This window comes from Cruoricaptor ignavus (assembly GCF_014961145.1).
Taxonomy (GTDB): Bacteria; Bacteroidota; Bacteroidia; order Flavobacteriales; family Weeksellaceae; genus Cruoricaptor; species Cruoricaptor ignavus.
The window spans coordinates 724643-738719 of record NZ_CP063145.1 but is presented as its reverse complement, the minus strand read 5'-3'; the positions used below and the strand labels follow the sequence as shown (position 1 = coordinate 738719).

The following is a 14077-nucleotide window of genomic DNA, read 5'->3' as shown; positions in this document are numbered from 1 at the left end:
ATTTTACTTTTGCCTTGGCTCTTGAATCTTGTGTCTAAAATCTTAAGTCAAAAAAATGAGTTCCGTATTTACTAAAATAGTTCAGGGTGAAATTCCGGCGTATAAAATCGCTGAGGATGATAAGCACCTGGCTTTCCTGGATGTGCAGCCCTTGGTGAAAGGGCATACCCTGGTAATTCCGAAAAGGGAGGTGGATTTAATTTTCGACCTTGAAAGCGAGGAGTTCAAAAACCTGTGGGCATTTGCGCAAAAAGTGGCGAAGCAAATTCAGGCAGCAATTTCTTGCGAAAGGGTAGGGGTTGCAGTGATAGGGCTGGAAGTTCCGCACGCACACATTCACCTGGTACCGCTGAATTCTATGCAGGATTTGAACTTCGGCAACGAAAGGCTGAAACTGAGCGAGGCAGAGTTCAGGGAGGTGCAGGAGAGTATTATCAGTGATAATTAATATTTATCCTAATGTTAGCCTTAACCTTAACATCGACCTTAACCTTAATATTAATCTCAAATAAAATCTTCGATTTTCGTATTTTTGCGCGATGAATCAAAACCAATGTTCGTTCTGCGGAAGGAGTAGGAACGAAGTGCAGATGCTGATTTCCGGGCAGAATGGCTTTATTTGCGAAAACTGTGCGGAGCAGGCACACCACATCGTGCTGGAAAGCAGCACGGCCACCAAGCCGGTAGAAACCACGGTGGATGAACTGAAAAAGCCGAAGGAAATAAAGGCCTTCCTGGATCAGTATGTCATAGGGCAGGATCAGGCGAAAAAGCAACTGAGCATCGCCGTTTACAATCATTACAAAAGGCTGCTCCACGCAGGAAGGGAAGACCGCGAGGTAGAAATCGAGAAATCGAACATCATAATGATTGGCGAAACCGGCACGGGAAAAACCCTGCTGGCAAAAACCATCGCACGGGAACTGAATGTGCCGTTCTGCATTGTGGACGCCACGATTCTCACAGAAGCTGGGTATGTGGGTGAGGATGTGGAGAGCATACTTTCCCGGCTGCTGATGGTGGCGGATTATGATGTGGAAAAGGCGGAGAAAGGCATCGTGTTTATCGATGAGATTGACAAGATTGCGCGCAAAGCGGATAACCCGAGCATTACGCGTGATGTTTCCGGCGAGGGTGTGCAGCAGGGCCTGCTGAAACTTCTGGAGGGCAGCATCGTGAATGTGCCGCCACAAGGCGGAAGGAAGCACCCGGATCAGAAATATATCCAGGTGAATACGCAGAATATCTTGTTCATTGCTGGAGGAGCTTTCGACGGGATTTCGGAAATCATCGAGCGCAGGCTGAACAAGCAGGCGATAGGTTTCAGCGCGGAGAAACTTGCAAAAGCGGAGGATGAGGATAATTTGCTGAGCCAGATAACCGCTATAGATTTGCGGAAATTCGGGCTGATACCGGAGCTTCTGGGAAGGTTCCCAATCATCACGCATCTTGACAAGCTTACGAAGGAGACGATGATCCGGATAATGAAGGAACCGAAAAATTCAATCGTGAATCAGTTTGTTGAGCTTTTCGCGATGGATGGCATAACTCTTGAATTCACTGATGCCGCTATTGAAAAAATAGTGGAGGAAACGATGGAGAAAGGCCTTGGTGCAAGAGGACTACGCGGCACCACGGAAAAAATGCTGGAGGACTATATGTATAATATAGGAGAGCAGGATGAGATAATTTTAAGTTAATTTTTCTTAACATCGCTTCTTCTATATAAAAATATCAAAAAAAATTATAAATTTGCAGCTAGGAAATACACCTTAAAATATGAGAAAAAAAATACTTTCGGTAGCTTTGGTTGCCGCAGCATTTTCTGCTAAGGCCCAATTTATATCATATGTCGGAAATAATGCATCTTTTTCCATTGGTAAAGGTGCGCTAGTCTATAACGGTGGCGGTATGAAAACCGTAGGAAGCGGAAAAGTGGTGAACCGGGGTAATATAATGCTTGTAGGTGATGCCAATTCCAAATTGCAAACTGTTGCGACAGATGGCGGTGAAAAGACAGATGGTGGAAACATCATTATGAAACTTAATGATGCTACTAATTTTGCTTCGTCAACATATGGGCAACTTTATATCTCTGGAATTCCACAGGCTAATATTACTGCTATCGTGGATAAGGAATATGCCGCTACGAAGAATGGCACAATGCAGCAGATGTCGATCCCTTTTAAGGGAAAAACCATCTCTTCTCTTGCGACGGAACTTGGTAATACTGGGGGGTTTTCTAATGTAAGAAATACTAATGCAATAGGTTATTGGGAAAATGAGCGCGTTGTAATGCATAATCTTCCTGGTACAGCTAAGTCGAATGATAATGCGTCGAAAGATAATAGAGCGAGTCTTTATGATAATGCGCTGCGCTATTACGCAATTGGTACAGCGAATTGGAACCCAGAAAAAGTTAATACTGTAAAGGGTGTTCCATTTTCAGATGTTACTGAGATGAAGGTGGGATTAACTGGTGCTGGTGCTGGTATTGATTTTGGAGCGAACGGTGCGGCTCGTAATATGTACAACGAAAGGTACAATACTTACCTTCAGGATAATTTTGAAACAGGAACGGTTTATACTGGTAATTTTGGGAAAAATATATACCAGTTTGGTAATCCTTTCCTTACGAATCTGAACCTTAGCAAGCTTAACCCCACAACTGTTTCTAACATTCACGGTATTAGATATGAAGCTACTGGTGTGACGACTACAGGGAGAGGCAGTACCAAATCGAGTGACTTCAAGTATTTGATGTATGAGGCCAGTGGCACTGCTGTTGGTGATACGCAGGATGCTTACATAAAGCCTATGGGCACTGTAGTTATCAAACTTAAAAATGCAAATGCTACCCCTGAAATAAATTTTAATAATTTAAGAAGGTTTGCTTATGCGTTTACGGCTGGAGATGCTGGCGTTACTTCAAGAAACGGTAATTCTGTAAAGCAATTAAGGGTTATTGGTCTTAATAGCAATGGTGAAGAAGTTGCAAGAACTTATTACGTGGTTTCATCAAATCTTGTAACTGGTATCAATACGGACCTTAATAATGTTCAAGTAGTAGCATTCAGTGAAAACCTTTATACTATAGAGGAAACTGCGGAAGGCAATATTCGTGACGATGCTGAATGGCTATATATTAACCAAGCTAACGAAAATGACTATCAGGGTAAGCCAATCCTGATGATGGCTAAAACTGATAAAATCGCGAGTTACAAATTTGAGCTTGAAGAAAATGCACAAAAGGCGGATAATTTCAGTAGCGGTAAAAAGTTTTATATTAACCAAAATGGAAGAACTTTGGCCATTAGCAATGGCCTGATGGTTCCTGCAGAAAGTGAGAAAGCAACATTATCCTATGGGGAAGTTTCTGCTATGTTGGCAACAGCAAATGAGGCAGGAAATAATGGAACGATTATTGTAAGAGATCAGTTCGCTGGAATTTATAAAGTACTTTTCGGTGCAGATTACAAGAATGCAATTATCGAGATATTTGATGCAAGTGGAAGAATAGTGAGAACATTTAATAATGTTAAAGCTTCAGGTTCTTACGATTTGAATACTGCTAATTTGGCTGAAGGAGTGTATACTGTGAAGATTACTTCAAAAGATGGCTTGTCTCACATTCAAAAAATTATCATAAAAAATTAAGAAGATGAAAAAGTATATTTTAACTTGCTTGATGGTTTTACTTTCTGTAGTAGCCCTCGCTGAAGAACCCCCTATGCCAAGCGAAACTGGCCGGCCTGGTGGTGTTGGTGGTGTAGGTTTTGGTGAGGTAGAGCCAGATGTTCCAATTGAGATGTATATTCCTGTATTATTAGTCGTAGCGATTTGTCTGGTCTTCTTCTATTCGAGAAAGATGACCATCTCGGCTAAGAATTAATTTTGTCCCGCGCTTTCAGCGGGATTTTTTATTTTTACGCTATGAAAAAGTTGGTTATTATTCCGCTGAGCGTAGCGTCTTTCGTTAGTGCGCAGTTCAGCGTGCAGATTTCGGCAGATGAAAGGTTTCCTGCAAAGGAAATGCTCGTCTATACAATAAACGGCTCGAAGGAAATCCTCATTGCCAAGCAACAGAAAAGCGGCAATACCTGGCAAATCAAGCATCCGCAGAAATATGTGGGTATGATGAAGGCATATTTTCCGGAAAGCAATAGCACGCTGAATTTCGTTTCAGAAAATAAGGATGTTAAAATTTCCTTTGTTTCAGAAAACGGAAAAATCAAGGACATCAATTATCACGACGAGGCCAATCGCCTGATGAACGATGCCCAATCTCTGAACAGCCAGCAAAGCACGATACTACCGGTACTGGAGCAAATCAAGGGTTATTACAAGCCAAGCTCAGAATTTTATCAGGCACTGCAGAAGGAGACACAGCGGCTGAATTCCGCAAAGGTAAGCGTGGATATAGCGCAGCATCCTTTCGTGCATTTCTATCTCGACAATTACAACCGCTACCTCAACGAGAATTTGGTAAACACGCCAAGCCAGCAAGATTTATTGAATTTCCTTGTAAAAAGCGATGATTTGCTGGAAACTTCATTGCTGGTTCGGCCGGTTTTAGTGGCTTATCTTCAGTCCGCAGGAAACGCCAATTCGGAAAGCGCCGCGCAGAAATTGCTGGATGCTGCCGATGTTGAAAGTCCGCGCGGACAAATGCTTCTTTCCGAACTTATCGATATTTTCGATGCCTATGGAATGTCCAACCTAAAACAGAAATTTCTAACGCAGGCTAACGGACTGAAATGCACGATTACGGATAGGCTGGCCGCTACAATAAAGCTGAACAAGAACACGGAAATTGGCGCCACCTTCCCTGATTACAAATTCGTGCAGGCTACCAACACCAAGGCGAAAAACCTTTCGGATGTGAAGGCGGATAGAAAGCTGATCATCTTCTGGTCCTCCACCTGCTCGCATTGTGAGAAAGAAGTTCCGCAGCTGATTCCGCACTATCAGGATTTTAAAAAGAAAAATTATGAAGTGGTGGCATTTTCTCTGGACACGAGCAAAACGGCGTGGGAAAACAGCATCCGTAATTTCCCTTGGATTAATGATACCGAACTTCGTGGCTGGAACAGCACTTATGGCGAAATCTACAACATCCGTGCGACGCCTACTTACTTCATCCTGGATTCCAGGAATAAAATACTATCCAAGCCGGAACATCTAAAGGATGCCCTCGAGGATTTAGGAATCCGGTAATGCCAAAAAAGAAAGCAACTGACAACCAGTTGCTTTTTTCTTACTTGCGTTTCTGCTGCTTTTTCAGCTGTTCCTGCTGCAGCCTTTGCTGTTCCTGCGCCTGCTCCATCATTTCGCGCATCCGTTTTTGGAATTTCCCTTCCTTCTTCGGTTGCGCTTTGTTCGCTTGAATTTGCGCGTGGATTTTCTTCTCATCCAAAATGAAATGCTTAATCACCAGAATGATGACGATGTTGATGGCGTTGGAAACGAAGTAATACCACGAAAGCCCAGACGCTGCAGAGTTTAGGAAGAACAGGAATGTAATAGGGAAGATGTACATCAGCACCTTCATATTCGGCATTCCTTCCTGCTGGGGTTGCTGCATTTGCCCAGAAGTCATCATTGTGTACAACAAAACTACCGCAGTACAGGCCACCGCAAAAATGCTGAGGTGGTCGCCAAGTAGCGGAATATTGATGCCGAACTTTATCAAATCGTCATAAGCCGTCAAGTCTTTGGCAAACCAGAAACTTTTTCCGCGAAGGTCTATCATATTTGGGAAAAACCGGAAAAGAGCGTAAAACAGCGGGATTTGCAGCAAGGCCGGAAGGCAGCCCGCCATTTGGTTCACGCCGGCTTTACGGTACACATCCATCATTGCCTGCTGCTTTTTCAGCGGGTCGGCATCTTTGTATTTCTCGTTCACCTCGTCCAGCTCAGGCTTTATTACCCGCATCATCGCACCCAGTTTGTGTTGCTTAAACATAATCGGCGAAAGCACGAGTTTCACGATGATGGTCATCACGAAAATCACCCAGCCTGCCGTCAAGCCCCAGCTTGAAATAAAGTTGTACATCGGGATGAAAACCCAGCGGTTCAGCGTGCCGATGAAGGACCAGCCCAAAGGAAGGATTTCCTCGAAATTTTTGTCGTAAGATTTCAAAAGCGGCAAGTCCAGCGGAAGAAAGTACCATTTAAAATCCTGATTCAGTTCGCCGCCGTTCATCTGAACCTGCGCTGCAAAATCAAATTTCTTTAAAAATTCCGCAGAATCCAGCGACACCTGTTCACCTTTCGACTGCGTGAAACCGCCGTTCGCTTCGATGACTGGCGCAAAGAACTGCTGCTTTATCCCAAGCCAGTTCAGCGTTTCGCCGCTTTCATCCATCGTGGTTCTGCCGTCGTAGTCGTAAGATTTGTAATTGTTGAAGGCATATACAAATTCAGAATGCGTCTGTTCCTGATCCCGTCCTTTTTCCAGATTTCTGTTGCTAAAATTCCACAGGAAGTTCGCCTTGGAATCTGTGGTAATTTGCGACAAACCCTGGCTCTTCACCTTGAAATCCACGGTGTAATTTGGTAAGAGCGTATAAACGAACTGCAGAATTCCGCCGTTTAAATTGGCAGTCATCGTTACAGAATTTCCGCTAACCTGCGGGCTAAAAATCAGGTTTTTCGTGCTGATGCTTTTCCCGGTTTTATCCTTGAATTCAAAACCGTAGCTCGAATTGTTTTTCGCAAAAAGATACAGCGGAAGATCGGCCTTGTCCGTTTTATGGTTGTACGCCTTGTACTGCTTCAGTTCCACCTGAGAAATCTGCCCGCCTAAAGTGGAAAGCTCCAGGTTTAGCTCATTATTTTCCAGTTTAAGTGTCTGGATTTGAGCGGGTTGTGCATCAGGATTAGGGTTCAGGCTTTCTGCCGGTTTTACGGCGCTTTGCACCTGTTCCGTTTTTGCGGCTTGTTGCTGCCGTTCCATTTCCTTATCGGCCTGCCGTTTTGTGAAGTAAAACATACAGCCCATCAGCAGCAGCGAAAAAATCATAAAATTGATAAGTTGGCTGCGGTCTAATCCGTTTTTCTCTTGCATTTCTGTTTTTAATTTTCCGGCGGAATGTGCCGAATTTCAGCCGACAAAATTACGGCTTTTGGTTTAAATTTTTTCGGATGAAAAACTATTTTGAGCAGGCTTCCACGAATGCGATAAATAATGGGTGCGGCGTTTCCACCGTGCTCTTGTATTCTGGGTGGTACTGCACACCTATGCAGAACGGATGCCCTTCCAGCTCTATAGTTTCCACAAGTTTCGTATCGGGATTGTAGCCGCTCGCTTTCAGGCCCTTGGCTTCAAATTCTTCCAGGAAATCGGAATTAAATTCATAGCGGTGGCGGTGCCTTTCCGCAATTTTTTCCGAGCCATATATTTCGCGAAGCTTTGAGCCCTCCTTTAGTTCGCAGCTCCAGGAACCAAGGCGCATCGTGCCACCCTTATCCACCACATTTTTTTGATCGGCCATCAGGGAAATCACAGGTTCCGGCGTTGCAGTATCAAATTCCATCGAGTTCGCCTTTTCCCATCCCAGCACATTGCGCGCAAATTCTATCGTCATTATTTGCATTCCTAGGCAAATTCCCAGCGTTGGTATTTTATTTTCCCTGCCGAATTTCGCCGCCTGGATTTTCCCATCAACACCACGGTCACCAAAGCCTGGGGCTATCAGGATTCCGTCAATATCTTTCAGTGTTTCGGCGATGTTTTCCGAAGTAAGTTCACCGCTGTAAACCCAACGGATTTTCACCTCCGTTTCCAGCTCTGCACCAGCGTGAATAAAGGCTTCCGTGATGGATTTGTAGGAATCCTGCAGCGAAACATACTTGCCAACCAGCGCAATTTCCACGCTTTTTTTCGGGTTTTTATATTTCGTTAAAAACGATTTCCAATGGTCAAGCTGCGGCTTGTTTTCCGTCGGAAGTTTCAGCGCTTTCAGCACCACCTCGTCGAAATTCTGTGCATACAGATCCAGCGGCACCTGGTAAATCGTATCGGCATCCATACATTCTATCACATTTTCCGGTGGCACATTGCAGAATTGCGCCAGCTTTGCACGCTGGTCTTTCGGGATTTTGTGTTCCGTTCTGCACACCAGCACATCGGCCTGAACGCCGCTTTCCATCAGCTGCCGAACGGAATGCTGCGAAGGCTTCGTCTTAAGTTCGCCGCTTGCAGAAAGGTACGGCAAAAGCGTAAGGTGGATCACCATAGCATTGTCATCGCCCAACTCCCAAAGCAGCTGCCGCACGGATTCTATGTAGGGCAGGGACTCTATATCGCCCACCGTTCCGCCAATTTCGGTAATGATGATGTCGTAATCTTCTTTTGCTAAAATCTTAATGCGCCGCTTGATTTCATTGGTAATGTGCGGAATTACCTGCACCGTTTTTCCCAAGAAATCGCCCTTTCTCTCTTTCTCGATCACGGTTTGGTAGATTTTCCCAGTGGTCACATTATTGTTCCGGGAAGTCGGCGCATCCAGGAATCTTTCGTAATGGCCAAGGTCCAGGTCGGTTTCTGCGCCGTCTTGCGTCACATAGCATTCGCCGTGTTCGTAAGGGTTCAGCGTTCCAGGATCGATGTTGATATACGGGTCAAGCTTTTGGATGGTCACCTTAAATCCGCGCGCTTTCAGCAGCAAGCCCAGCGAAGCAGACACGATGCCCTTTCCCAGCGAAGAAGTAACGCCCCCCGTCACGAAGATGTACTTCGTATGCCTATTTTCCATCAGGTTTCGGTTTGTGCAAATTTAGGGAAATTCCTCTGCACTTAATGAGTCTTGATTCTTCGCTCTTTTTGTCTTGTATCGTAATTTTATGCAAAGCGCGGAGAGTTTAATTTTAAAAAACTCAAAGCTTCTTACGCTGTGCCAACCCCGGCTCTGAAATTTCCCGTAAATTCGCAGTATGGCGAAACTTAAAACTGTCTATTTCTGCCAAAATTGCGGCACGCAGTATTCCCAATGGCACGGGCAATGCAAAAACTGCGGCACCTGGAATTCCCTTGCCGAAGAGGTGGTGGAGAAATCTTCCCTGAAATCTGCAGCATCCCAAAAGAAAAACCACATCATCAACATCATTGAAGTGGAAACCAGCGATGAACAGCGGCTCCGGACGAATTCCGAAGAGCTGAACAGGGTTTTGGGCGGCGGAATTGTGATGGGCTCCGTCATTTTGATAGGCGGCGAACCGGGTATCGGGAAATCTACGCTTTTGCTTCAGCTGGCGCTGAAAATGAAAAAGAAAATCCTGTATGTTTCGGGCGAAGAAAGCGCATCGCAGATAAAAATGCGCGCCGACAGACTTACCGATTTGCAGAACCCGAACTGCTTCCTTTTCACAGAGGTTTCGGTGGAGAAAATCATCCACGAAGCCAAAAAACTTCAGCCCGATTTAATGATTGTGGATTCCATACAGACGCTACAGTCAGGCCTTTTGGAAAGTTCGCCGGGCACGGTTTCGCAAATTAGAGAATGTTCGAACGAGCTGATAAAATTCGCCAAAGAGACGAGCACACCGGTGATTCTGGTAGGGCACATCACGAAGGACGGCCAGATTGCCGGCCCGAAAGTTCTGGAGCATATGGTGGATGTGGTGCTTAATTTCGATGGCGACAGAAACCACCTTTTCCGGCTTTTGCGCGCGAACAAAAACCGCTTCGGTTCCACGGCGGAAATCGGTATTTACGAAATGGTTTCGCAGGGCCTGAAGGAAATCAAAAATCCGTCGGAAATTCTCATCACCAAAAAATTTGAAGAGCTTTCCGGTAATGCCGTGGCGGTAACTTTGGAAGGCGCAAGGCCGATGCTTCTGGAGATCCAGGCGCTGGTTTCCACGGCGGTTTACGGTACGCCGCAGCGCAGCAGCAACGGTTTTGACAGCAAACGGCTCAATATGCTGCTGGCAGTTCTGGAGAAAAGGGCGGGCTTTCAGCTTGGCGCGAAAGATGTGTTCCTGAACATAACGGGCGGCATCAAAACCGATGATCCTGCGCTGGATTTGGCGGTGGTAGCATCCATTTTGTCATCGAATGAAGATGTGGCGATTTCGGAGAAATTCTGCTTTGCCGGAGAAATCGGCTTGAGCGGAGAAATACGGCCTGTGCCGCAGATTGAGCAGCGCATTTCCGAAGCCGAAAAGCTGGGCTACGAAAGCATTTTCATTTCAAACCTGAATAAAATTCCGAAGCGGAAATTTGCCATAAAAATCGAGGAAGTCAGCAAGATTGAGGAATTCCACGAGAGGCTTTTTTGAAAGAGTATACTTTCAGTAAATATTTTTATATTTGCTGTATGAAGACACTTTCGCTAAAATTAGACGATGATCTTTTCACGGAAGTGGAAAAGTATCGGCAAAAGCCGAGAAACCGTTTCTTTAATGAAGCTATCGCCTTTTATCTTCAGGAAAAGAAACGGGAAGCGCTCCGTGAGCAGTTCAGGTTAAGTTCGTTGCTTGTGTGCGAAGATAATATGGAAGTTCTGCGGGAATTCGAAGCCTTGGAAGATGAAATACAGGAATGAGATTTGGCTTGCAGATTTAAATCCGAGAATCGGCGCGGAAGCCGGAAAAGTACGCCCGGTTGTCATCATTCAAACAGATTTGCTCAATGAGCACGGCCACACTTCCACGCTAGTTTGCCCGATAACCACAAATGTGCGCAAAGCGCCGCTAGTAAGGGTTTTCCTGAAAGAAGACACGGACGGTGTGCTGACTGATAGTGAAATTATGGTGGATCAAATCAGAGCCATCGACAATTCCCGCTTCGTAAAGCGGCTTGGAAGGATTACCAAAAAGCAGCAGGAAATTCTGGACGAATCGCTGAAAGCAATGCTCGATTTATGAACCACCTTGCCCACGCTTTTTTGTCGTTTTCCGATGAGCAGTTGGTAGGCAATATGATGGCGGATTTCATCCGAAACCGTGAGCGTTTCCTGTATCCCGCGGAAATCCAGAAGGGCATTGCACTGCACCGCGAAATCGATTCCTATACCGATGCGCACGCTGAAATCCGTGAGGCGAAAAAGGTTTTCAAGCCAATCGTCGGGCTGTATGCCGGCGCTTTTGTGGATGTGAGTTTCGATTATTTTCTCGCAGAAAAACTGGCGGAAAATCAGCGGGATTTTAAACGATTTACCCAAAAATCTTACCGCACGCTTTTCCGTTTCAGCGATGTTTTGCCAAAAAATTTCCGTGCCGTTTTGGAAAATATGGCAAAAAACGACTGGCTTTTTAATTATCAAACGGAAAAAGGCATATTCTATTCCTTCCAGAATGTTCTGAACAAGGCGAAATATCTGGATTCGCAACTTCCTGTTTTTGAAGTGTTTACAGAAAATAAAGCGCAGCTTAGGCAGCATTTCGTAAATTTCTTCCCGGAATTGCAGCTTCACGCTGAGAATTTTGCGAAAAACTGGAACGGTTGGCAAAAAAAATAGCGTAACTTTCCCGAATATTTTCTGAATATGGCAAAAAAAGAACGCTTTCTCTCGCTCGATGTTTTCCGCGGAATGACCGTGGCACTGATGATTCTGGTGAACAATCCCGGTTCCTGGGACCACATTTATCCTGCGCTGGAACACGCCAAGTGGAACGGTTTTCTGGGCGCAGATTTCGTGTTCCCGTTCTTCCTTTTTGCGATGGGCAACGCTTTCGCTTTCGTAATGCCCGGTTTGCGCGAAAAGGGAACCGCATTTTTCCTGAAAAAAGTGCTGAAACGCTCGGTGATCATCTTTCTCATCGGGCTGGGCCTGAACTGGCTGCCGTTTTTCAAATGGCAGGATGATCAGCTGGTTTTCAGAGCCTGGGAGGAAGTTCGCATAATGGGCGTTTTGCAGCGCATCGCCATTGCCTACCTGTTTTCCGCGCTCATCATTTACTTTTTCAAAAACCGCGGCGCAATGATAATCAGCACCCTGATTCTCATCGTATATACCTGGTTTTGTGTGAGATACGATGCCGCAAATCCGGAAAGCGCTTTCGGTGCAAGTATTGATAAAATGATTCTCGGCGAAAATCATATGTACAAAGGCGAAGGCTATCCCTTTGATCCTGAAGGACTTGTGACCACGATTCCTACGATTGTCCAGGTGATTTTCGGATATTTTGCTGGGTGGTTCATCATAAATAAAGGGAAAAATCTGCGGATGATTCGTCAGCTTTTGCTGATGGGAATCGGCATCACGATTCTCGGTTTGCTTTGGGCAGAAATTTCGCCGCTGAACAAAAAAATCTGGAGCAGCAGCTATGTAGTTTTCAGCACTGGCTTAGCCTGCGTGCTCATCAGCATCCTGATTTATCTCATTGAGATTAAGGACTTTAAGGGATTCTTCACGCGCTTTTTCGATGCCTTCGGAAAAAATCCGCTGTTTATTTTCGTGCTCAGCGGCGTTATTCCAAGGCTGCAGTCGCTGATTAGAATTGAGGATAAAATGGTGGATGGGAAAATGACCTACAAAACGCCCTTCAGAGCATTCTACGAAAGCGTTTGCCAGCCGCTTTTTGAAAACGAAAAGAACGCATCACTGATGTATGCGCTCATTTTCATTTTCGTGATGTGGCTTATCGCCGAATATATGAACCGGCGGAAAATTTATGTGAAGGTATAAAAAATCTTCCGGTAATGTTTTTCTTAGCTCATTTTTAATACTCTACCACGGTAATTTTATCATCATAAGTCGGGCCGTAAAGTCCAGGAACCTTGTTACCGGTTGCCCGCAGGTGAGCGACCAGCTCGCCGCGGTGATGATACAGGTGGTTGTAAAGCATTGAACGGATTGCGATAATTTTTGGCATAGGGCCTATCCAAACTTTCTCACCTTCTACCAACTTCCAATCATTATTGTAGGTGGCTTCATCGGAATTTTCGATGGCGGATTTTGCAAGTTTATAGTTCTCTTCGAAAATTTCCACGAAACTTGCCGCTCTTTCCAGGTCTGGTGCGTTCGGATTTTTACTTTTGTGAATAAGCACATCAAAAGTATCCAGGTTGAAAGTCCCTTCATACCAATAATAAATATCCACAATGTGGCTAGCCAACTGTGCCACGGACCAAAGTTCCGGCTGTGGACGGTAACCAAGCGCCGAATCGGGTATGGCCTTCAGCAGTTTTCTTGTGTTTTCCGCTTCGTGTTCAAATTCCTGAAGCAATGCCTGTTTCATCATTTTTTTTGTTTTAAAGTTTGCGGGATAAAGTTAATCTTTTTTCTTTTTCAATTGCTGACAATTTTTCACTTTCAGAATTTCACTCTGCCATTTTAACCTTAAACCTAAAACTTTGCTACGGAAATTTTCTTTGGCAAAGTTTTCGCAAAAATGCTGGCAGAAACTTTTAAAATTTTAATGATATGTCAGTAAATTTCAAGCCGCTTGCCGACAGGATTCTGGTAGAGCCTTCGGCAGCTGAGACGAAAACTGCGTCGGGAATCATCATCCCTGATACTGCGCAGGAAAAACCGCAGGAAGGCACCGTGGTAGCGGTAGGCCCAGGCAAAAAGGACGAGCCGATGACCGTGAAGGAAGGCGATAGAGTGCTTTATGGAAAATATTCCGGCACGGAGCTGAAAATCGACGGGAAGGATTATATGATAATGAAGGAAAGCGATTTGTTTGGAATAATAGGCTAATGGCTTTAAGCCGTAAGCAATAAGCAGTAGGCTTTTGAGGGATTTTCGGAAATATGAGGTTTGGTAGCTAAGCCATATTTTGATAAAACAAATTTATCTGCTTAGCAAATCTTTTCCGAAAGAGGAACAATACAACATCACTTCTCAAATCCGGCGTGCTGCGCTCTCCATTCCAATCAATATTGCTGAAGGATGCGGCAGAAATACGGACAAAGAATTTAATCAATTTCTGAACATTGCCCTGGGCTCTGCGTCAGAAACGGAATATCTGATAATTCTCTGCAGTGATTTGGAGTATTTTACAGAAGATGAATCACAGCTTCTGCTGCAGCAAATCAATGTAATAAAAAGCAAAATCTTTAATTTAAAGGAAAAACTCAAACCGCACAAGGCTTAAAGCATAAAGCCTTTTGCATAAAGCTAAA

General features: G+C 44.8%; 15 protein-coding genes. 12 read left to right on the top strand and 3 right to left on the bottom strand.

Annotated features, from left to right (window positions below; all coding sequences use genetic code 11):
* Window positions 1-55: 55 nt before the first annotated feature.
* From IMZ16_RS03405 to IMZ16_RS03385, 5 genes are all read left to right on the top strand, one after another.
* A complete protein-coding gene (locus IMZ16_RS03405; protein WP_193440497.1) occupies window positions 56-448 on the top strand; it encodes an HIT family protein in 393 nt (130 codons plus the stop codon).
* A 91-nt stretch (window positions 449-539) separates the two neighbouring features.
* Window positions 540-1700, top strand: coding sequence for an ATP-dependent Clp protease ATP-binding subunit ClpX (gene clpX / locus IMZ16_RS03400; RefSeq protein ID WP_193440496.1), 1161 nt, complete (start codon window positions 540-542; stop codon window positions 1698-1700).
* Between the two features lie 79 nt (window positions 1701-1779).
* Entirely contained in the window at window positions 1780-3657 is a 1878-nt protein-coding gene (locus tag IMZ16_RS03395; RefSeq protein ID WP_193440495.1) for a T9SS type A sorting domain-containing protein, read from the top strand.
* A 4-nt stretch (window positions 3658-3661) separates the two neighbouring features.
* The gene (locus tag IMZ16_RS03390) at window positions 3662-3892 is read left to right on the top strand and encodes a hypothetical protein (RefSeq protein ID WP_193440494.1); all 231 of its coding nucleotides are present in this window, start codon (window positions 3662-3664) and stop codon (window positions 3890-3892) included.
* 41 nt (window positions 3893-3933) lie between these two features.
* The gene (locus IMZ16_RS03385) at window positions 3934-5217 is read left to right on the top strand and encodes a peroxiredoxin family protein (protein ID WP_193440493.1); all 1284 of its coding nucleotides are present in this window, start codon (window positions 3934-3936) and stop codon (window positions 5215-5217) included.
* 40 nt (window positions 5218-5257) lie between these two features.
* Here the strand turns inward: IMZ16_RS03385 and yidC are convergent, their stop codons facing one another.
* Together yidC and IMZ16_RS03375 are read right to left on the bottom strand one after the other, a co-directional pair.
* Window positions 5258-7069: a membrane protein insertase YidC gene (yidC, locus tag IMZ16_RS03380; protein WP_193440492.1), complete on the bottom strand. Its 1812-nt coding sequence runs from the start codon at window positions 7067-7069 to the stop codon at window positions 5258-5260.
* An 85-nt stretch (window positions 7070-7154) separates the two neighbouring features.
* Window positions 7155-8759, bottom strand: coding sequence for a CTP synthase (locus IMZ16_RS03375; RefSeq protein ID WP_193440491.1), 1605 nt, complete (start codon window positions 8757-8759; stop codon window positions 7155-7157).
* 178 nt (window positions 8760-8937) lie between these two features.
* On the opposite strand from IMZ16_RS03375, the gene radA reads away from it, so the two are divergent.
* Genes radA through IMZ16_RS03350 form a run of 5 tightly spaced genes read left to right on the top strand, consistent with a single transcriptional unit; the run spans window position 8938 to window position 12635 of the window.
* A complete protein-coding gene (gene radA, locus IMZ16_RS03370) occupies window positions 8938-10284 on the top strand; it encodes a DNA repair protein RadA (RefSeq protein ID WP_193440490.1) in 1347 nt (448 codons plus the stop codon).
* Window positions 10285-10322: 38 nt separating this feature from the next.
* The gene (locus IMZ16_RS03365) at window positions 10323-10550 is read left to right on the top strand and encodes a hypothetical protein (RefSeq protein WP_193440489.1); all 228 of its coding nucleotides are present in this window, start codon (window positions 10323-10325) and stop codon (window positions 10548-10550) included.
* Entirely contained in the window at window positions 10534-10872 is a 339-nt protein-coding gene (locus tag IMZ16_RS03360; RefSeq protein WP_073180764.1) for a type II toxin-antitoxin system PemK/MazF family toxin, read from the top strand. The genes IMZ16_RS03365 and IMZ16_RS03360 overlap by 17 nt, the downstream gene beginning before the upstream one ends.
* Window positions 10869-11465 carry an acyl carrier protein phosphodiesterase gene (locus IMZ16_RS03355; RefSeq protein ID WP_193440488.1) on the top strand — a complete coding sequence of 199 codons (597 nt, stop codon included), beginning with the start codon at window positions 10869-10871 and terminating at the stop codon, window positions 11463-11465. The genes IMZ16_RS03360 and IMZ16_RS03355 overlap by 4 nt, the downstream gene beginning before the upstream one ends.
* A 27-nt stretch (window positions 11466-11492) precedes the next feature.
* The gene (locus tag IMZ16_RS03350) at window positions 11493-12635 is read left to right on the top strand and encodes an acyltransferase family protein (protein ID WP_193440487.1); all 1143 of its coding nucleotides are present in this window, start codon (window positions 11493-11495) and stop codon (window positions 12633-12635) included.
* Between the two features lie 34 nt (window positions 12636-12669).
* On the opposite strand, the gene IMZ16_RS03345 is transcribed toward IMZ16_RS03350, so the two are convergent.
* Window positions 12670-13191 carry a DinB family protein gene (locus tag IMZ16_RS03345; RefSeq protein WP_193440486.1) on the bottom strand — a complete coding sequence of 174 codons (522 nt, stop codon included), beginning with the start codon at window positions 13189-13191 and terminating at the stop codon, window positions 12670-12672.
* Window positions 13192-13373: 182 nt separating this feature from the next.
* Here IMZ16_RS03345 and IMZ16_RS03340 point away from each other — a divergent pair, with 182 nt between their 5' ends.
* Both IMZ16_RS03340 and IMZ16_RS03335 read left to right on the top strand, forming a co-directional pair.
* On the top strand, window positions 13374-13652 hold the full coding sequence (locus tag IMZ16_RS03340) for a co-chaperone GroES (protein ID WP_073180770.1): 279 nt from the start codon (window positions 13374-13376) through the stop codon (window positions 13650-13652).
* A gap of 79 nt (window positions 13653-13731) precedes the next feature.
* A complete protein-coding gene (locus IMZ16_RS03335) occupies window positions 13732-14049 on the top strand; it encodes a four helix bundle protein (RefSeq protein WP_317173237.1) in 318 nt (105 codons plus the stop codon).
* Window positions 14050-14077: the final 28 nt, after the last annotated feature.

Coding starts and splice junctions, on each gene's coding strand:
- yidC (WP_193440492.1), bottom strand. CDS start 7,069: ATGCAAGAGAAAAACGGATTAGACCGCAGCCAACTTATCAATTTTATG.
- IMZ16_RS03350 (WP_193440487.1), top strand. CDS start 11,493: ATGGCAAAAAAAGAACGCTTTCTCTCGCTCGATGTTTTCCGCGGAATG.
- IMZ16_RS03385 (WP_193440493.1), top strand. CDS start 3,934: ATGAAAAAGTTGGTTATTATTCCGCTGAGCGTAGCGTCTTTCGTTAGT.
- IMZ16_RS03355 (WP_193440488.1), top strand. CDS start 10,869: ATGAACCACCTTGCCCACGCTTTTTTGTCGTTTTCCGATGAGCAGTTG.
- radA (WP_193440490.1), top strand. CDS start 8,938: ATGGCGAAACTTAAAACTGTCTATTTCTGCCAAAATTGCGGCACGCAG.
- clpX (WP_193440496.1), top strand. CDS start 540: ATGAATCAAAACCAATGTTCGTTCTGCGGAAGGAGTAGGAACGAAGTG.
- IMZ16_RS03365 (WP_193440489.1), top strand. CDS start 10,323: ATGAAGACACTTTCGCTAAAATTAGACGATGATCTTTTCACGGAAGTG.
- IMZ16_RS03405 (WP_193440497.1), top strand. CDS start 56: ATGAGTTCCGTATTTACTAAAATAGTTCAGGGTGAAATTCCGGCGTAT.
- IMZ16_RS03395 (WP_193440495.1), top strand. CDS start 1,780: ATGAGAAAAAAAATACTTTCGGTAGCTTTGGTTGCCGCAGCATTTTCT.
- IMZ16_RS03345 (WP_193440486.1), bottom strand. CDS start 13,191: ATGATGAAACAGGCATTGCTTCAGGAATTTGAACACGAAGCGGAAAAC.
- IMZ16_RS03340 (WP_073180770.1), top strand. CDS start 13,374: ATGTCAGTAAATTTCAAGCCGCTTGCCGACAGGATTCTGGTAGAGCCT.
- IMZ16_RS03360 (WP_073180764.1), top strand. CDS start 10,534: ATGAAATACAGGAATGAGATTTGGCTTGCAGATTTAAATCCGAGAATC.
- IMZ16_RS03375 (WP_193440491.1), bottom strand. CDS start 8,759: ATGGAAAATAGGCATACGAAGTACATCTTCGTGACGGGGGGCGTTACT.
- IMZ16_RS03390 (WP_193440494.1), top strand. CDS start 3,662: ATGAAAAAGTATATTTTAACTTGCTTGATGGTTTTACTTTCTGTAGTA.